Genomic DNA, 17899 nt, shown 5'->3' with positions numbered 1-17899 from the left:
CGGGTCGCGGGCCCCACCCGGCCCCGTCAGCCGGCGGCATGCCCTCCGCCCCTCTGCCTCGACACCGGCCCCCGACCGGAGTTCAGGCCCCTCGCGGCGCGGTTACGGTCCCAGTACGACCAGGTCACCGCCGTCATCAGGACCGGGATGGCGGCCAGCGGGGCGAAGGCGCCGGCCCATACCGTCTGCGCCGTCCCGCTCGTCATGTAGCTCTCGCTCTCCACGGTGAAGGCCACCACGAGCTGCCACAGAGCGAACAGAACCAGCAGCCCCGAGGCCGTCCACGCCACAGCGGCCAGAGCCCTGGGACGCAGCGGCCGCCAGCGGTCGCTGACGAGCAGCAGGGGGAAGAGGGCCGCGAGTTCGGCGAGGACGGACAAACCGACGACGTAGACGATGCCCCAGCCCGGGATGGCGAAGACATCGCGGAGCACCTGGTCGGTGTAGCCCACGTAGATCCCAGAAGCCATGGCCAGACGCCACAGCCCGGACGGTACTGCGCACAGGGCGATCGCGTGCGCGGCGCGGCGGGCCCATAGGGGGGCGGATTCAACAGGGAGGCGCTGTGGGGTCGTTGGCGTCGTCATGCCGTCGATTGTGCTTTTGGAGACGAGCGGGCCGCGTCCTCCGCCGGCGGTGGGCCTGCTCACCCCCGCGAGGGATGCCGTCGCCTTGCGGGTGAGCCTTCAGGAGGAGCCGTGGTCAGCCACGCCGGTCCCACTCCGCTGTGCATTTGGTGACGCACAAGAAACTGGCGCCCGGACGGAGTAGCGCCACGGGACTCTATGTCATGCGCGGATCAGCAACAGTTAGGCGCGCCTGGGTCTGCTACCGGCGGCGGCCGCTCCGAGTACGCGTCAGCCGGACGCGGCACCGGCCCCGGCGGCGTCGGCGGTGGCGGGCAAGGGGGTCGCATCTGGGGGCGTCGCACAGCAGCCGCTCGTGGACGTCGGTCAGGGGGACCGGCGTAAAGGGGTCCTGGTGACGGGCCGGCGCCGGTTCACGGTCCGGCAGGCGCTGATCGACAACGACGGCCAGGCGCGCGGCGACGTCGTCGGCCTCTGCCCCTTGCCCCTGGTGCTGCGGGCTGACGGACAAGGCCAGGCAGCCCGGATCAGGTTCTCACCCGATACCACTCACGAGGCGGCGGAGCCGGCCGCGCCCCGGCAGCGGCCGTTCTTCGGTGGCCCTCAGTCGCGGGTCCGCTGGGTGCAAAGGCAATCGCCGCCCATGACGGCCAGTTGCGACACTTCGACCCCTGACCATCTGGACGGACTGATGCAGGGGGCCCGATGCGCCGGGGGACCGGAAGCGCCGGGGACGCACGACGCGCCCCGGCCTCGCACGGAGTGCCGGTCAGTACCAGCTGGGACTCGGGATGTACTGGAAGAAGTAGCCGCCCTTGCCTCCGCCTCTGTCCGGCGACCCCGGGGTCGCGCGGAGCGGTCCCGGCTGACCGCCACGCGGCTGTACGGCGAGCACGCCGCGACGCGGCCCGAGGGCGAGTACCGGTAGGGGCCATCTGGGTGAAGAGCGGGGCCGCCGTGGCGGCCGCCGCTTCCGTCTGCCCTATCGTGCTCAACCTCGTCGTGGTCGGCTTGGACCGCGCCCTGGCAGCGTTGGAAGCCCGCGGCCTGGCGGCCGGCCCCGTGCAGCCCGGGCGCCGCCACCGTCCGGTTCACGGCCCTCCACGCCCCCGACGGTAACCGCGTACCTTGATCGGGAACTTGGTCACCTGGCGCGCCGACGCGGACCGGACGGGCTCCGCCGCGGGCGTGCGGCGCAGCGGGTGGACGCGCTGACGGCCCCGCGACCGGCGGTCGGCGTCACGGACGCGCCGACGGCCCGGCCGTGACCGTGGCGGGTCCGCCGGGCGCGCTGTCGACGTGCAGGACGCCGTCCACGGCCGCGAGCCGCTCGGCCGGCCAGCCCACCCGGCGCCGGTCCCGGTGCTCGTCGTCGCGTACGAGGAGACGGACGCGGCCTCCGGCATGAGCTCGGCCGAAGCACTGATGTGCTTGGCGGCCTTCGTGAGGAGGCGGCGCCCAGGCAGCCGGCCGGCCGGGGGCCGGGCTGTCGGGCCCGGGCCACCCGTTCCCGGTACGGTCAGGTGGCGAGGCCGGTGATCCTGGACGGAATTGTCCGGAACGGCGACCGGCCCGGCGGGCGGGTTCTGGCACAGCAAGAGCCCCGGCCCATGGGCGCCGCCGACCGTCAGGCCCGGTGCCTGAACCAGAGGTTCACCCGCTGGACACCGTTTCCGAAGTATCCCGGTGCGCAGTAGTAGTACTCCTGGGAATCCCGGGGATGCACTCGGTCGAGGCGGGCGTTCTCCACGTACTTGGCCTTGTTGCACTCGTTCCAGTTGTCGGCGCTGTCGCCCGTGTCGTAGGTGCGCACCAGGTCGTTGGCGTACGAAACGTTGGCCGCCGCGGAAGCCGTCCCGGTGCTCGCGGTGAGCGCCGCGGTGGCCGCGGCCGCCGCCAGCAGGAGGGCGGCCGAGGCCCGTGTGATGCGCTTCATGAACAGGATCTCCTTCGTCGTGGACACCGCTCCGCGGCCTTGCCCGCGGAACAACTCCACTGTGCCGTCGCAGTCGTCCGTGCGGCATCAGTCATCTGACTTGCCGTCCGTACTCGCTCCCCCTGGGGCGAGTACGGTCCGGCACGGCGGCCGACGACGCGTACGCACGCGCCCCACACGTCGCGCTCTCGTGGAACTCCCCTCACCACGCGGCATCCGCCCGCCGCGCCGCCGCCCGACCTGGCGGCGGCACGGCGCCGCCGCATCCTCGTGCCCTGAACATTCGCCGCGACGCAACCCTCCCGAATGCCCCCGGCCGTCCTGGTGGGCCGCCAGGAGATTCCGACGAAGACGGCTTCCCCGACATCCCCCCGATCGGGTCGCCGCCATGCCCCTGGCACCGGGACCTGCCCGCGCCACTCGACCTGCACGTGCCGCCCGGCAGGAGGTCTCCTGCACAAGAGGGCGGCGACAGTCGGCGGCCGGACTGCGCCGCGACCTTCGGCGGGAAACCGTGGCGCCGCCGTGGGGCTGCCGGCCGGAGGTACGGGCAACGGCCCCTTCACTGCATCCGCATCGGTAGGATCCGCACTCGTGGACGACATACGACAGGCAGCCATCACCTTCAACGGGTCCCTCACCCGGGAGGAGTTCGACGAGGCGGTCGCGGCCACGGGGACCTTCCGGCGCCTGCGGTGGCTCATCGTGGTGGCCGCCGTGCTGATGGCGGCCTTGAGCCTGCGGCCCCTTCCCGGTGGCGGCCCGGTCAACGGCGGCCTGCTGGCCCTCGCCGTGGTCTACGGGGTGCTCGGCCTGTTCCTGCCCCCGCTGCTCGCCGGCCGCGCGTTCCGTGCCGACCAGGCCAAGGGCGAGAAGCAGGCCACCATCGACGCCGCTGGCTTCGTCATCGTCCGCGGCGGTGACGAACTCATGCGCGTGCCGTGGCGCAGCATGTACCGCTCCTACGAGACGGAGCGGGTGTACGTCGTGACAGGCCGCCTCGGCTGGAAGTCCGGCCTGCTGATCGTGCCCAAGCGGCTCCTCGCCGGGGCCGGCGAGGCAGAGCTGATGGGCGTGCTGCTGGAGACCCGGGTCGGCCGGCCCAAGGGCCGCCGGGCATAGGGGCGCCGTCCCCCACTTCCCGCGTCGGGTCCTCCTGCCGTGGACGGAGTACGAAGGCGTGCGAGGAAGCCAGCACGGTGGCGATGCCGAGATGACCGCCGTCTGTCGTCGGCCAAGCCCTCATCCGCACATGCAGGCGGTGACGGTGCGCGTCGAAGTGCCAGGCGTGGTCATCACGTACCGGGCTCAGCTGTGCGGGAGCAGGCAGGACAAGGTCAGACACAGGCTGGTCCTCTCGATGGGGCGGAGCGCCGCTGGTCACGCTAGCCAGCACGGTGGAGCTCGCGCCCGGGAATGCTGAGTTCGGCCACACCGGTTCTCCACGCGGGCGGCCACAGCCTCCGGTACCACGACCGACACCTCCTAATTCGTTAGTAATTAGAGGTCCTGGATCTCTGATGGGTCCGGGGCGGCGTTGTCCAGCCCGGGGCAGGACGTGTGTGGTCCGGTCGGTGCCGTGGTGACCCCTACGACACCTCCGACCGTGCGAGGTCTTTGTAAAGACTGGTGGCGCTGGGCGCCGGCCGGTCCTCGCACGTTCTGCCCCCGCGGGCCCGTCGGGTTCGGGATCCTCGAAGGATGAGCTGCCGCACGGTGACGCGTTTTCTCCTCACGAGCTTCGAGCTCTGGACACGGCGCGCGCCCGTGCGGCTTGCGGCGCCGCGCACGGCTGATGAGGTGGCGGGCCTTGGAGCCCTGGAATTAGTGCGCCGTGCGGCCCCGCGTGCTCGCCTTCGAGAACAGCACCGGAGAAGGGGCGGATCCATGGACGTGTTCTGCGGAATCGACTGGGCGGAGGGACACCACGACGTCGCGCTCGTCGACGACACCGGCAAACTGCTGGCCAAGTGTCGGATCAACGACGACCTGGACGGCTACCGGCTGCTGCTGGACCTCCTGGCCGAGCACGGCGACACCGTCGAGACGCCGATCCCGGTGGCCCTCGAGACCAGCCGCGGCCTGCTGGTCGCCACGCTGCGGCAGGGCCCCCGGAAGATCTACGCGGTCAACCCGATGGCTGCCTCCCGCTACCGGGACCGGCACGGAGTCAGCCGCAAGAAGTCGGACCCGGGCGACGTCCTGGTCCTCGCGAACATCATCCGCACCGACGCGCCGGTCCACCGCCCACTGCCCGCCGATACCGACCTGGCCCAGGCCGTCGCTGTCCTGGCCCGCGCGCAGCAGGACGCGGTCTGGAACCGGCAGCAGGTCGCCAATCAGCTGCGGTCCCTGCTCAGGGAGTACTTCCCGGCGATGATCGAGGCGTTCAGGGACAAGCCGGGAACCCTGACCCGCCCCGATGCCCGCCGCATTCTGGCCGTCGCACCCACACCTGCTCTGGCCGCCAAGCTGCAGATGTGGAAGCTGACCGCCATGCTCCGGCGAGCCGGCCGTCGCCGGGGCATTGAGGCGGACGCCGAGCGGATCCAGCAGCTCTTCCGTGAGGAAGCCCCTCGGCAGCTGCCTCTCGTTGAGGACGCCATGGGCAGGCAGGCACTGGCCCTGCTGCTGCAGCTGGACGTGGCCTGCGAGGCGGTCGATGACCTGGCGCGGGCCACCGAGGAGGCCTTTCGCGCGCATCCGGACGCGGCGATCATGCTGAGCTTTCCTGGGGTCGGCCCCCAAGTTGGTGCCCGCATCTTGGGTGAGATCGGTGACGACCGGACCCGGTTCGCCACAGCTGGAGGGCTGAAGGCGTACGCCGGCTCGGCTCCGATCACGCGGGCTTCCGGCAAGCGCCGCTATGTCGGCCGCCGGTTCGTGAAGAACAACCGGCTCAACCATGTCGGTCACCTGTGGGCCTTCGCCTCCCTGAGTGGTTCATCCGGCGCGGATGCCCACTACCGGCGTCGCCGGGCAGGAGGGGACTGGCACATGCAGGCGCTGCGGCACCTGTTCAACCGGATGCTCGGCCAGCTTCACCACTGCCTTCTGACACGGACCCCGTTCGATGAAGCGATCGCGTTCCCCTCAGAGCCCCAGGCAGCGGCGACGGCTACGGCGTGAACAGGACGGCCCTGTCTCTCCACTGCCGCCCGACGGGCGGCAGGATGTGCGGATGGCGAAGAGCGAGATAGAACTGCTGACCCTCCTGCGCGAGCTTGACGACCCGGAGCGGCTGCAACAGCCGCTGCACTATGACCGCACGGCGACCGGCCTCAAGTTCGGCGGGCTGGTGCGCCGGCTCGAAGCAGACTTTGGGGTCCTGTGCGAGTCGGAGCGGGACACCCAGGACTCCAGTGAGTACGGGCGCGTCCGCGTGCCTGCGGATGCGACGGTCCGCGGGACGCGGATCGTGGTCTGCGTGAGCAAGTTCGGTTCCCTTGCCGAGGTCTGCGCAGACAATCCGGGGGCTTTCCTCAGCACGGACGAGGCCCACGAGGAGGGGGCGCTGGACCTCGCCGACCTCGCCACCGTGGAGCGGGCGCTGGCTGATCTCGGCTACGTGAGCATCCCCGAAGAACTGCTGGAGAGCGACTACGACGGCCCGAGCGCGCTGGAGCACTTCGCAGCACGACCCACCTGGTGGACACGGTTCTTCGGCCTCTGGTGATCCACCTGCCCGGCGGCCACCGTCAGCCGCCCCCCGGCGTGCTGGCGGGGCTCAGGGACAGACCCTCGGAGAGATTCGAAGTGGGGGCCCAACGCCCCACGGCTTGACGGTTTAGCTGCGAGGTGTCTTTCCCACGCGATAGCCGAGGGGAAGAGGTGTCGTCCATCCGGGCCGGGCCGGAGAGCTCAGGCCAGCTGCGCCCAGTCGACCTCGGGATGTGCGGGCAGGTCGTCTACGTGGCCGGCGGTGAAGCGGAGGACGTCGACGGTGTCGGTCTCGGACGGCCTCTGGCCCGCTACCCGACGGGGTCCGAAAGGGGCGCACGTAAACCGGCCCGAAAACCCGACCCTCCTCGTGAACGATCGGACCTAGGGTCACCGCGCCCTGGTCGTCGTCTCCGTCGACCCCGACATCGGCGAGGCACTCCCCAGCGACACCGCCGACCTCCAGCTACGCCAGTACACCGACGACCTCGAACGCGTCCGGCTCCTGTACTGGGTCACCGCGCTGCGCACCGTGGTGTCGTCGCCTACATCGAGGTCTGACCCGCGAAGGAGCTCAGCGTGCCGTCGATCGTCCAGGAGCTCTCCGGCCACCGTGACTCGGCGGCCTGCGCACGGTGGTGGAGTGCCCGGCCCAGGCGACCGTGCTCCGCGAAGGCCCGGCACATGACCACGGTCCCGGTGCGGCCTGGCTCGCCTACCTGTGCCCCGGGCACGCCGCAGACCTCGACGGCTGGCCCGGCTCCGCAGAATACCCGGACACCGGCACCATGCCGTGCGGCCCCGTGCTCGACTACCGCTCCGGCGAGCAGCAGCTCCAGTCCCACGCGGACCTGTGGCTCACGCCCCTGACCGGAGTGGACCCGGCGACGCACGGCGGGTGGGCCGACGTCCTGGACCAGGCCGACCGCGTCCTGCTCGCCCGGGTCGACGAGGCCGCGGCCGCCGGCGAGGACAGCCGCGAAGCCCTCAAGGCCCGCTGGCGGCTGGCGCGGCGTGCCCTCCGCCGCTACTCGGACACTCCATGCGACGGGGAAAGGTCCGGCACGAGCAATGGCAAGGAACCCCGCGGCACATCATCGAGCGGCCTGCCCGACAGCAGGGCCCTCGCCCGACACCGGATGACCTGGTGGCCTGGTGGCCTGGCGGGAGAATCCGACCTCCCCGCCCGCCTCTGAGGACCAGCCCGCCCACCTCGGCCATCAACGGCAGGAGTAGCACGTGAGAGGTGGAAAGGACACGGGGCTTCGGTTGCATCGCTCGCGCTGTGCCTCCGTCCGCCCCTCGGTGCGGTGCGGCCCCACGGGACGGCGAGTGTCGTCCCACCGTGGAAGTGGTCACCCTGACCGCTCTCCTTGCATCGTAGTACGGGGCTACCGATGGGAGTCGCTGACCTGTGGTGATGTCCGGTCTACGGGATGAGGTACCCGGGCGTCCCGCCCTGTTTTCTCGGTCTTGACGGGAAGCTACTGTTGTTGCCCCAGCTTGCCGAAGGTGGTGACTTTGGGGCTCAGTTCGATGCACACGTTCATCAGGAGGTGCAGGTTGGGGATGCGCTCGATGACTTCGGAGCGGGGCGCCTGGGACCGGCGTTGGGTGCCGTTGAGGTAGAACGATCCGTCCTGGCAGAAGATCTCCACGATCTCGCTCCAGCTGCAGCCGTATTCTTTGTCCCACACCCGGTCCTTGTTGAGGCTGTAGGGACCGAAGGTGACCGTTTCGCCGACCTCGATACGTTTCAGCGTACCGGGCAGCTGGGCGCGGGCCACGGCGTCCTGGATTCCGTCGCCCCACGAGTTCGGGTACAGGAACGGTGCCCCGTTGGTCCATGAGCTGACGCCGAGTGCTGCCTTCGCGGACTGGAACAGTGGGATGCGGCCGAAGCCGATGTTGAGCGCGTTGCCCTGCGGGTCGATCAAGGCTTGGCAGGAAAAGCCGTCCTGACGACGGAACTGCAGGACGCGTACGGTGCGCCAGTCATAAGCGGCCAGGTAACCGTCGGGGGAGGTAACGACCAGGCCGCCGTTGAACAGGAACATGCGCCAGTCACGCCACTTTCGGTTCCTGAAGCCTTGCGAGGTGGCGATGGTGTCCGTCCAGTTCCCTAGCCCTTGCTGGGCGGCGAGCTGGGCGGCAGCAGGCGAGGGCTGCTCGCGGCGTATGTGCGCGATCTCGTCGGTAGCCATGCGGTGATCCCCCAGGGACGATGTAGGCAATGGAGATCTGAAGATAGATCAGCTCTCCAAGTCGCCGGGATGGTTTGCCCATTGTGGTGTCACGACAGTGACATGTGTCCCTTTCCGCGTGCGCGTCCGGTCCGTGCGTGCAGGGGCCCGGCGGATCACCCCTTCCGGAGACCCGTTCAGTGTTCCACCCCCTGGCCGCCTGCCGGGGGTGGAAGCCTGTGGGGGTGGATGTGGCGTGGTGGGACCGGTGGGTGTACGGGCCGGAGCCGGACGATGTGGAGCGCGGTCCGCGGCCGGGCCGCGCCTACGTGGAGTTGGTGGGCGGCCCCCTGGGTGGGCAGCTGCTCGACGTCACGGGCTGGGACCCGCAAGAGGTGGTGGACGGGGCGCCGTTGATGTCGGACCACGGCGCGTTCGGGCCCGGCGGGCGGTCCGACTATGAGCCGGCCGACGAAGGGGACCGCGGTCACCCCGGTCACCCCGTTGGGGTCGGCCGGTTCCTGTGGCGGGGCGACACCCCGTAGCCGCGCGTGGACGCCTGTAGCCCCCGTTCAGCCGTGGGGGAGGGGTGTGACGGTGGCCCTGGTGATCTGCTGTTCGGCCTCGGCGGTGTGGACGGTGCAGGCGGTGAGGGAGGCGCCCGCCGTGTCGGTGACCGTGTGCGTGGCCAGTTCCGCGCACGGCTGGCGGAGCCGGTCGTACGTCCAGCGGCGGCCGGGGCGTCGGCCGGGACGGACTCCCACTGCTTCAGCAGCCCGCGGTGATCCAGCTCGGCGCGCAGACTCGGCGCCAGTACGAGCGCCCGTGTGGGGCGGGGCTGCCCGGGCTCCCGCGGCTCGTGCTGCCCGGCACGGAGGCGGGCCTGCCCGGCCTGGGGTTCGGCGCCTTGGAGCGGGGCCAGGCCTTCGTGCTCGGCCCCGTGCGCCGGGGCTACGAGGACGGCGTCCGCGGGGTGCGGAGGGCGCGGAGGGCGGCGCGGGTGTAGTCGGCGGGGGAGGTGTCGGGGTGGTGGACTGCGGAGATGGCTGCCAGGACGGTGAGGTAGTGCGGGTCTTCGTCGATGGCGTCTTCGACGAGTTCGAAGGCGCGGGAGGCGAGCCGGACCAGGCTGGCGTGGGTGGTCTTCCCGCCAGTGCCGCCGAGGTCGTGTTCCACGACGAGCCGGGCCCGAGCGTTCCCGACCTCCACCACACGCAGCCGCCTGTCCCGCGCCCTCATGTCGGGTGCCAGATCCCGGTACAGCTGTCCTTCGGTGACCGTTCCCGCCATGTGTCCTCTTCCAGCCCGCAGGGCCCACGTCCTGCCAGGCAGCACCCTATGCCCAGTCTTCCAACAGCCACCGCCGGGTCGGCGCGGTCCATGCCGTACCGGGCCTGCGGCCCTGTGGCCGTCGACGGTGGCCGGCGGGCGGCCGCGGTGAAGGAGCAGACGATCGTGATCGCGACCGCGGAACGTGGATTGGCCCCCGGCTTCGGACCGGCCTGCTGATGCCGACACCGTGACTGCGTTGTGTGACTGGAAGAGGAACGAGGGGCGTGCCGCCCTCACTCCGTTTTTTCAACTTGATCTTCCCTTCCACGCCGGTCAAGACTGCAACTACACCACCGGAGCTCCGCACGCCTGGGCGGAGGACCGGTACCTGGACGGCGCATGTCCGGCAGCGCCCAGTCCCACCGAGGGATCTACTTCTGTGCACGTGAGGTTCGAGCTGCTCGGTGAACTGACTGTTCACCTGGACGGCGAGCGGCGGCGGATACCGGGCTCTAAGGGCGGCGTACTGCTGGCGACCCTCCTGCTCCGGCCCAATACGCCCCACCAGGTCGATCACCTCATTGCCGCCCTTTGGGGCCCGTCCGCCGCGTACCGCGCTGGCCTCGCTGCACAACCACGTCATGCGGCTGCGATCAGCGCTGGGTCCGGCAGGCCACAGGCTGCAGGGGAACCGCGGCTCCTATGTTCTTGAGGTCCACCCCGGCGAAGTGGACGCGGAGGTCTTCGGAACTCACTTCGCCCGTGCCCAAAAGGCGTCACGGGCGTCCGACTGGGAGGCCGTCGGAGCGGCGACCAGCGCTGCATTGCTCCTGTGGCGTGGCAGACCACTGACCGAGTACCCGGCGTTGCACGGCGCCCCTGAGGTGACGCACTTGGTGGAGCAGCACCTCCAGGCCGTCGAGATAGTGAGCTACCTAGTTCGACGGGCGATTCGAGCGCGGCAACGTGACCTGCGGCGGCATCCCTACGCTTCGGGCTCCGGTTCGGTCCTCTGGTACCGGTCCCAGATCTGGGCCTTGCGATAGGGGCCGTCCCCGTTGTTGTCGTACTGCGGCGTGTCAAAGGTGACCCAGTACAGCAGCTTGCCACGGAGCGCCTTGGCATGTTCGTTGGGTTCGGGTGCACCCATGGCATCGATCGTTCCGGGAAACTCGACCTGCCAAGGACCGTCCCAGTCCGGGGCACGAACGACCGTGACCCGGCTACCGGGTGCCAATGCACCCGTCGGCCATGTCTGACTCAAGGGGCGACCGAGAACGTGCTCTATCGCCTGGCGGTCATCTACATCCGCAGAAGCAGAGTCGGAACTGTCTGTCACTCCGCCCACCCTGCCCGCACCACGTCATAAGTGCCAGAAGATAAAGAACAAGCTCAGCACGGTCGACCGCGGCCCGGTACCGGCGTCTGCGGCGGAGGGGGAGGCGCTGCGCATGGCCGGGCCCGCCGGCCGGGCCTACTTCTTGCCGGGGCCCAGGGTCCAGACGTCGGGCCCGCCGCCGCGCCATTCGATCAGCAGCGTGTCGTCCAGGTCGACGTTGTCGGGGTCAAGGCCGGCGCGGCGGAGGAACTCCATCAGGTCGCCGATGCCGTGGGCGCGGCGGCGGCCCTGGGCGTCGGGCGGGTGCACGGTCACACGGGGGCCGAGGCGTATGTCCGGGTCGTGGCAGGGGCTCATTCGAGGATTCCCAGGGCGGTGTCGGGGCGGCATTGCGGGCAGGCGGGGACGCCCTCGGTGAGGGCCCGTCGGACGATGTCGACCGTGGCGGGCTTGCAGCGGGTGCGGGTCTCCCAGCAGCCGCCGGTGTGGACCCGGACCGCGGGCCGACCGGTCCCGATCCCATGTTCGATCAGTCACTCCCGAGGTGGCGGCGCGGGCCGCGTCCCGGCACTGGCGGCGATCAGCTGCTCTTCGGTGGCTATCCAGTCTCGGGTGCGCTGGAGGTCCTGAACCTGGACCCGCTCCAGGAAGCGCAGCAGATCCAGTCGGCCAGAGGAAGCCGTGGTCGGCGTCGCCGTAGATGATGACCTTGGAGTTGGGCAGGAAAGCCCCGCAACCCCGCCGCGGACAGCAAGCGCTGCTCCCACCCGCCTCGTCGTCCGAGCCACGGCCCGGGGTACTCCTGGAGAGTGTGAGTGTGCGGACATCGCCAGCGGGGCGCGTGTGGGGCGGGCTCATGATCGAGACAATGTGGTGACTATCTGCAATCTATCTGGCTTGTGGTTTTTGCACCTGGCCCGTGTTGCAGGGGGTGTACGGGGCAGGTGTGCAATTGAGCCACACTCGAACACCCGCCATGGAATGGGGTGTTCTGCGGATATGGTTCAAGGCGCCTTGGGGGGAGGCGCTTGTGCGAATGTTTCCTCCCTCCGTCATTCCCTCACACAGGGTCAACGAGAAGGGAAGGGGATCCGATGAGTACCCGGCGAAAGAAGGCAGCCGGTCTGATGGCCGGTGTCGTGCTCCTGGGGATCGGCGGCATCACGCCAGCGAACGCCGGCGTTACCGAGGGCCAGTTCGAGTCCCACATCTCATGGTGGACGGCCCCGACCGAGTCGCGCCGCTGGTATGACAGCAACAGCAGCTCGGACTACACCGGCATCTACTTCCAGGGGTGCCAGTCGGACGACTTCAGGGGCTACGACTACGCGTCGCTGCGTCTGTGGAAGGACGTCCCCAGCGCCCCGGACCGGAGCAAGGGCACCAGGAACAACTACTGCGGGTGGGTCGACTACGGCGACCCCGACGATGCGGGCAACTACTACTTCCAGCTGGCGGACGTCGGCCAGGGCGACTTCATCAAGATCGATTACGTCAAGGTCGGCTGGTAGCCGCAGATCGAATCCGGAGTCGGACCTGCCGGCTCCCAGGCGGCGCTTAGACAAGGCGGCGCCCCAGACATGAGAGGGATCGAGTGAAGATCGGTTTAAGGTCGTGGGCCGGTGCGATGGCGGGGGCCGCGTTAGTGGGTGCGGTGTCCGTGGTTCCGGCACACGCCGGGGCGACGGAAGGCCAATTCGAGTCGTCCATCGGCTCGTGGCGGGCAGGTAACGAGTCGCGGCGCTGGTATGACAGCAACAGCAGCTCGGACTACACGGGCATCTACTTCGAGGGCTGCACGGCGGACGGCGGCGGCGGGTTCAACTACGCCGATCTGCGTCTGTGGAAGGACGTCCCCAGCGCCCCGGACCGGAGCAAGGGAACCCGGAGAAACTACTGCGGGTGGGTCGACTACGGCGACCCCGACGATGCGGGCAACTACTACTTCGCGCTGACGGACGTGTCCAGCGGCACGTACATCTCCGTCCGCTACGTGAAGGTCGGCTGGTAGTGCCGACGTTGAACACGTAGTACGAGGGTCCCGGTGGATTCAGCACCGGGACCCTCTGGTGTCCACTCTCCCATGAGCAAGGCCTTCCCGCTGGCAGCGGGAGGCGGATTGTGCGTTCCTCATGTCTCTGATTTTTGATCGCGTTTCCTTCCGCTACGGCCGGAATGCGCCCGTTTTCAGCGAATTCAGTCTCCGGATTGACGCACGGGCCACGGTCCTCCTCGGCCCGAACGGAGCCGGCAAGTCCACGCTGATGGCCATAGCCGCATCCCACCTGTCTCCCTCGTCCGGGTCGGTCACCTTCGAGGGAAGCGCCGCAAAGGGCCGCCATCTGGCCGCCTACCGTGAACGCGTGGCGTGGATCCCCCAGCAGATCACCCCCATGCCCGGGCTGACCGTACGCGAACAGGTGGCCTATGCGGGATGGCTCAAGGGCATGCCGAAGGACCTGGCCTGGAAAGCCTCAGAGGACGCGCTGCGCCGAGTCGACCTCACCCGCCTCGCGGGGCGCAAGAGCCACCAGGTGTCCGGTGGCCAGCTCCGCCGCATGGGAATCGCCGGGGCACTGACCCACCGCAGCAAGCTGATCCTGATGGACGAGCCGACCGCCGGCCTCGACCCCACGCAGCGCCTGGTGTTCCGTGAACTCGTTGAAGACCTGGCCGACAGCGTGCAGGTGATCGTCTCCACGCACCAGACCGAAGACCTCGCCGACCTGTACACCCAGGTGGCGGTCCTCGCCCACGGAAAGATCTGCTTCCAGGGCGGCCCCGCCGACTTCCACGCCCTGGCGCCGACCGCCGCACGCGGACGCGACCAGGCCGAAGCCGCCTACCTGATGCTCGTCGGACGGGAGATCTGACCGATGCGCATCACCACTCTCCTGCGGTCCTCCTCCGCCGGATTGATGCTCGTTCTCCTGGCGGGCTACATCCTGCTGCTCCTGTCAGACCCGATCACCGCGGGCACCGTCCCCGGGTACGGGCCGTCGGTGCTCGGCAACGCCTCCTACACGATCCCGTTCGCTACCGCCGCGTGCGCGGCGAGCGGAGCGTGGGAAAGCGCACGCCTGCGCCGGGGCAACGTCTTCGGACAAGCCCCTTCCCGCAGCCGGCTCGCCATCGCGCTGCCGTTGCTGGTCCCGGTATGGGTGATGGGCGTTGCCGGGATGCTCATCGCGGTCGGAGTCGCGGTCTCGGCCGCGGCAACGCTTCCGTCTCTCTCCCACCTGGGCATGTTCGTGGTGTACGCGCTGCTGATGGCCGCTGCCACGCTGGCCGGATACCTCCTGGGCGGCCGCCTCCCGCACCTTGCGGCCGCACCGCTGGCAATGGTTGCCGGGTTCTGCCTGACCGCGTTCCCCGGATCCTGGGACACCCCATGGCCCCGACACTTGGTCGCGGGCGCCTACGACAGCTGCTGCTCGGTCGGATCGGTGATCGACCCGATGGCCGTGTGGGCGCCGCTCCTGTTCAGCGGCGGGATCATCACCGCAAGCCTTCTCGCGATCGCCCAGACCGATCGGTGGAAGCCTCTGGCCACCCTCGTCGCCGCGTCCGCGGCCTCGGTGCTCATGGTCCTGAACATGGGCTACAACCCGGTCGCAGACCGAAACCCCGACGCGCTGTTCTGCGACACCGCCGGAGTTCCGGAAGTGTGCCTGTGGCCCGAGACCCCGGGGCGCACGCGGATAGTGGCGACCACTCGCGCCTACAGCAGCCGACTGAAAGGCGCCGGGCTTCCCGTGGTCCCCTCCCTCACCCAAAGCCGCGACCTCAAGCCCGGACAGGCCGGCTTCGGCGGCAAAGGCCAGGTCCGAGAGCAGGACATCACCGCCAACCTCGCCAACACCCTCCTGCCCCCCGTCCCCGAATGCGCCCGCACCAGCCACACGTACCCGGCGTTCCCCGCCCGGGGACCGCTCACCGCATGGCTGACGGCCATCGCCACCCAAGCACCCCCGGCAGCCCGCCCAGGGCCGTGTCTCCCCCGACGACGCGAAACTCGCACAGCAGGTCCTCACGCTGCCTTCTGACCGTCAGCACGCCTGGTACGAGGCGAACCGGGCCGCGCTCACCGGATGCGACAAGAAACCGGCCCTGAACCCTGAAGGAGCGGGCCGGTGAACTGGTGGGCCGCATCCCGCAACGTCCCTACGCTCGTGGCCGTCACCGTTGTGACGGCCGGCGCCGGCCTGGCGTTCGGCCAGAGCCGCATCCCCATTCCTGCGATGGTCGGCGGTGCCGGAAACTTCCTTCTCGCCGCGCTGATCACCGTCATACCCGCCGTGATCTGGCTCGCCTTCACGGGCCGTGCCCGGAACGCCACGGAAACCGTGGCCGTGCGGGCAGTCCACCGCCGGGATACGTTCCTTGCCGGCGGATGCGCAGTCCTCACCCTCGCCATGGCCGTCCTCGGTCATTTCGCAGGAGCCGCCCCCGTGGCCCTGGCAATCGGCCGGAACACCGCCTTCTACCTCGGGCTCGCGCTGCTCCTCGTCCCCCTTACCGGCGCCCGGATCACACCACCGGTCCTGACCGCTATCCCCCTGGTTCTCGCCGTGGGGGGATGGAAGAGCGGCGGTCGTGGAGCGCAGCCGTGGGCCATCGTCCTGCACCCTGCGGCCAGTACGCCCGCCTTCCTGGCGGGCGTGGCGGTCCTCATCGCCGGGGCGACATTCAGCAGCCTCAAGCGCCCGCGCGTCACCCTATGACCGATCATTTCAGAACGAGTCGTCGCAAGCAGAGGATGCTGCAGGCGAGGTGGAGCAGTCCGAGGTGGAGGTCGGCTCGGATCTCGTAGCGGATCCGGCGCCCAGTTCAGCAGGCACCGCAGGTCACTCTTTCGTCCTTGACGAGCGAATTGGCCTGGCCCAAGGGGCGTAACCCTGTAGACGTGGCAGTGCCTCACTGGCTTCTTCCCTCGGCTTCGCGGCCTGTGATGGGCCATGGCTCGAGACCCCGGAACGACCTCTATCCGGGGTCCCACACACGCCACCTCAGCGCCGGTCGGGCTCAGGCCCAGTGGATGCCGAGCTTTGCGAGGGCGGCGTGTTGGTCGGCGGTGAGTTTGTGGCGTCGCTGCTTGGTGTTGGTGATCCATACGCCGAGCTTCACGACGACCGGCTCGGCCTCACCTTCGACCGAGATCCGTTCGCTGTGGGCGCGGGGGACTGGTCGGTGGGCGCCTTCCCGTTCGATCCACTGGGTGAGGGCTGCCAGGCCCCGTTGGAAGGCCTGTTGTGCCTTGCTGGGCCCCTTCTCTGCGCGGCTGGCTACGGGGGCGGGTGAGGGTGTCTGGTCGGGTTGTACGCCGAGTTTGGTCAGCCGTGCCTGTTGTTCGGGCAGGAGTCGCGCCCAGGTGGCCGGCTGCTTCTGGTGCTGGAGCCACTTGCCGATGTCGTCGCCGTCCATCAGCACGCCGGGGGCGATGTCGGGCAGCTGCCCGTCGGCGTCGACCAGGTCCGCGAGCACGCGGTAGTGGCGCTGCCAGTCCAGGGGCCAGGGGCAGTTCCAGTCTTTGTCGATCGCGGTGAGCTGTGCGGCCCGGGTCGTGGCGGTGTCCTCGTTCTTCCCGAGCCCGTTCTTGTCGCCTTTGCGGCGGAGGTTGGCCATGTGCTGGCCGATGGGCATCATCTCGTCGTCCTCGCCCCACATGGCGTCCTGCCGGGGCGCGAGGTGCCCGGTGGCCCGCCGGTAGGACCGGAGCACGGCGAGTTTGGCCTCCCACGCTTCCTCGCCGGGCTCCCAGACCATCCCGGCTTCTGGGGCGTCCAGCAGGGTTTTGCGTCGGTCCTCGAGTTCACCGGCGCGCAGTGCCTTGCGCTGCTGGTGCACCCACCGGCCGAGCGGGAACGCCTTGGTGACGCCGACCTCGGTCTCGGTGTCGTACGGGACCGCGTGCAGGCCGGTGATCCCGTTCTCGGCCCGCCACCGCAGCAGTGCCTGGTAGCCCTCCAGCCACACCAGCGACTCCGGCCGGTAGACGCGGGTGCGCAGGAACGCGGCGATGGTGGCGGCGTCGCGTGGGCTGGAGAAGTGGAGCAGCGCCGATTCGGTTGCGGTGTCGGCGCCGTCCTCCTGGTCCTCTCTCTCCCCGCCGGTGCCGACGATGCGTCCGTCCTCGTCGCGTTGGAGGTGGGTTTTGCGCTTGCCGCTGGTGAGGGCGCGGGAGGCGAGCTGTTCGACGAGGCGCTCGTCGTGAGAGCGGAGGCCCTGGAGGACGGCTACAAGAGGGCGGAAGCTGGCGGAGGCCACCATGTCGGTGGGGTCCTCGCCGGGCTCCAGGAAGACGGGCACGATGATCCGGGCCACCTTGGTGGACCCGTCCTTGTTGAGGCGGAGCGCGCGGCCGATGTTCTGGACGATCTCGACCTGGGAGCCGCGGGTGTCGGCGAAGCAGATCGCGTCCACCCCGCGCTCGCCGGTGATGTCTACGCCTTCGCCGAGGACGCGGACGGAGGCGAGGAACGCCCGGTGTACGCGCCGGTTGTTCGCGTCGATGCCGTTGGCGAACTGCCGCAGGACCTCGCGGCGCTCGGTGACGAGGTGGTCGCCGCACAGCCACGCCGACCACACCCGGTCCGGCGGCACGTGGCGACCGCTCTCCAGCTCGTAGAACTCCGCGTCGATCGAGGACTTCGGCAGCTTGGCCGCGGCCGCCAGGTCGGCGTCGGAGGCGTCGGTGACGTAGAGCTCGACCGCCGTCTTGGGCAGCTTCTCGGCGAACGCGGCGGCTTCCTCGACCTTCTGGTGGAAGGTCATGACCGTACGGAGGTTGTACGCCGTGGCGTGTTCCAGGAGTGCGGCCTGCAGCAGCGCCAGGCGCCGGCCCCGCTGCGCCTGTTCGGACTCCCCGAGGACGGGGGAGGGGTCGCGGATCTCCAGTACGTCGATCTCGAACCCGGCGAGG

Annotated in this window: 19 protein-coding genes; 10 read left to right on the top strand and 9 right to left on the bottom strand. The window is 69.7% G+C overall.

Going from position 1 to position 17899, the window contains the following annotated elements; translation table 11 throughout:
* Positions 1-26: 26 nt before the first annotated feature.
* On the bottom strand, positions 27-470 hold the full coding sequence (locus tag SSNG_RS00100; RefSeq protein ID WP_241694945.1) for a hypothetical protein: 444 nt from the start codon (positions 468-470) through the stop codon (positions 27-29).
* A 1744-nt stretch (positions 471-2214) separates the two neighbouring features.
* Entirely contained in the window at positions 2215-2523 is a 309-nt protein-coding gene (locus SSNG_RS00090) for a hypothetical protein (protein WP_129593261.1), read from the bottom strand.
* Between the two features lie 594 nt (positions 2524-3117).
* On the opposite strand from SSNG_RS00090, the gene SSNG_RS00085 reads away from it, so the two are divergent.
* From SSNG_RS00085 to SSNG_RS42855, 4 genes are all read left to right on the top strand, one after another.
* Entirely contained in the window at positions 3118-3645 is a 528-nt protein-coding gene (locus SSNG_RS00085; RefSeq protein ID WP_042800302.1) for a YcxB family protein, read from the top strand.
* A 765-nt stretch (positions 3646-4410) separates the two neighbouring features.
* A complete protein-coding gene (locus SSNG_RS00080) occupies positions 4411-5652 on the top strand; it encodes an IS110 family transposase (protein WP_007261717.1) in 1242 nt (413 codons plus the stop codon).
* A gap of 52 nt (positions 5653-5704) precedes the next feature.
* Positions 5705-6199: a hypothetical protein gene (locus tag SSNG_RS00075; RefSeq protein ID WP_007261716.1), complete on the top strand. Its 495-nt coding sequence runs from the start codon at positions 5705-5707 to the stop codon at positions 6197-6199.
* A gap of 619 nt (positions 6200-6818) precedes the next feature.
* Positions 6819-7379 carry a hypothetical protein gene (locus SSNG_RS42855; protein ID WP_206731266.1) on the top strand — a complete coding sequence of 187 codons (561 nt, stop codon included), beginning with the start codon at positions 6819-6821 and terminating at the stop codon, positions 7377-7379.
* A 288-nt stretch (positions 7380-7667) separates the two neighbouring features.
* Here the strand turns inward: SSNG_RS42855 and SSNG_RS00065 are convergent, their stop codons facing one another.
* Positions 7668-8387, bottom strand: coding sequence for a DUF6585 family protein (locus tag SSNG_RS00065; RefSeq protein ID WP_007261713.1), 720 nt, complete (start codon positions 8385-8387; stop codon positions 7668-7670).
* Between the two features lie 224 nt (positions 8388-8611).
* Here SSNG_RS00065 and SSNG_RS43235 point away from each other — a divergent pair, with 224 nt between their 5' ends.
* Positions 8612-8911, top strand: a complete 300-nt coding sequence (locus SSNG_RS43235; RefSeq protein ID WP_241694944.1) for a hypothetical protein — start codon at positions 8612-8614, stop codon at positions 8909-8911.
* Between the two features lie 27 nt (positions 8912-8938).
* Here SSNG_RS43235 and SSNG_RS00055 read toward each other — a convergent pair whose 3' ends face one another.
* The 5 genes from SSNG_RS00055 to SSNG_RS43230 form a co-directional block, all read right to left on the bottom strand.
* Entirely contained in the window at positions 8939-9130 is a 192-nt protein-coding gene (locus SSNG_RS00055; RefSeq protein ID WP_007261711.1) for a hypothetical protein, read from the bottom strand.
* Positions 9131-9317: 187 nt separating this feature from the next.
* Positions 9318-9701 carry a DUF6354 family protein gene (locus tag SSNG_RS00045; protein WP_007261709.1) on the bottom strand — a complete coding sequence of 128 codons (384 nt, stop codon included), beginning with the start codon at positions 9699-9701 and terminating at the stop codon, positions 9318-9320.
* A gap of 922 nt (positions 9702-10623) precedes the next feature.
* Positions 10624-10977: a ferrous iron transport protein A gene (locus SSNG_RS00040; protein ID WP_241694943.1), complete on the bottom strand. Its 354-nt coding sequence runs from the start codon at positions 10975-10977 to the stop codon at positions 10624-10626.
* A 135-nt stretch (positions 10978-11112) separates the two neighbouring features.
* Positions 11113-11334, bottom strand: coding sequence for a hypothetical protein (locus tag SSNG_RS00035; RefSeq protein WP_007261706.1), 222 nt, complete (start codon positions 11332-11334; stop codon positions 11113-11115).
* Positions 11331-11507 (bottom strand): DUF6233 domain-containing protein, encoded by a 177-nt coding sequence (locus SSNG_RS43230; protein ID WP_347232489.1) that lies wholly within the window; start codon positions 11505-11507, stop codon positions 11331-11333. The genes SSNG_RS00035 and SSNG_RS43230 overlap by 4 nt, the downstream gene beginning before the upstream one ends.
* A gap of 564 nt (positions 11508-12071) precedes the next feature.
* On the opposite strand from SSNG_RS43230, the gene SSNG_RS00030 reads away from it, so the two are divergent.
* The 5 genes from SSNG_RS00030 (at position 12072) to SSNG_RS00010 (ending at position 15701) form a co-directional block, all read left to right on the top strand.
* Positions 12072-12488, top strand: a complete 417-nt coding sequence (locus SSNG_RS00030) for a hypothetical protein (protein WP_128636804.1) — start codon at positions 12072-12074, stop codon at positions 12486-12488.
* A gap of 149 nt (positions 12489-12637) precedes the next feature.
* On the top strand, positions 12638-12988 hold the full coding sequence (locus SSNG_RS00025) for a hypothetical protein (RefSeq protein WP_206731265.1): 351 nt from the start codon (positions 12638-12640) through the stop codon (positions 12986-12988).
* A gap of 121 nt (positions 12989-13109) precedes the next feature.
* Positions 13110-13850 (top strand): ATP-binding cassette domain-containing protein, encoded by a 741-nt coding sequence (locus SSNG_RS00020; RefSeq protein ID WP_007261702.1) that lies wholly within the window; start codon positions 13110-13112, stop codon positions 13848-13850.
* Between the two features lie 129 nt (positions 13851-13979).
* Complete coding sequence (locus tag SSNG_RS00015) at positions 13980-15023, top strand: hypothetical protein (protein ID WP_129593260.1); 1044 nt, start codon at positions 13980-13982, stop codon at positions 15021-15023.
* Positions 15024-15110: 87 nt separating this feature from the next.
* Entirely contained in the window at positions 15111-15701 is a 591-nt protein-coding gene (locus SSNG_RS00010) for a hypothetical protein (protein ID WP_007261700.1), read from the top strand.
* A gap of 301 nt (positions 15702-16002) precedes the next feature.
* On the opposite strand, the gene SSNG_RS00005 is transcribed toward SSNG_RS00010, so the two are convergent.
* Positions 16003-17899 (bottom strand): helicase associated domain-containing protein (locus tag SSNG_RS00005; protein ID WP_042800294.1); only part of this gene is annotated, 1897 nt, incomplete at its 5' end.

It is taken from the genome of Streptomyces sp. C, from assembly GCF_000158895.1.
GTDB lineage: Bacteria > Actinomycetota > Actinomycetes > Streptomycetales > Streptomycetaceae > Streptomyces > Streptomyces racemochromogenes.
This window is presented reverse-complemented; position numbering and strand designations above follow the sequence as displayed.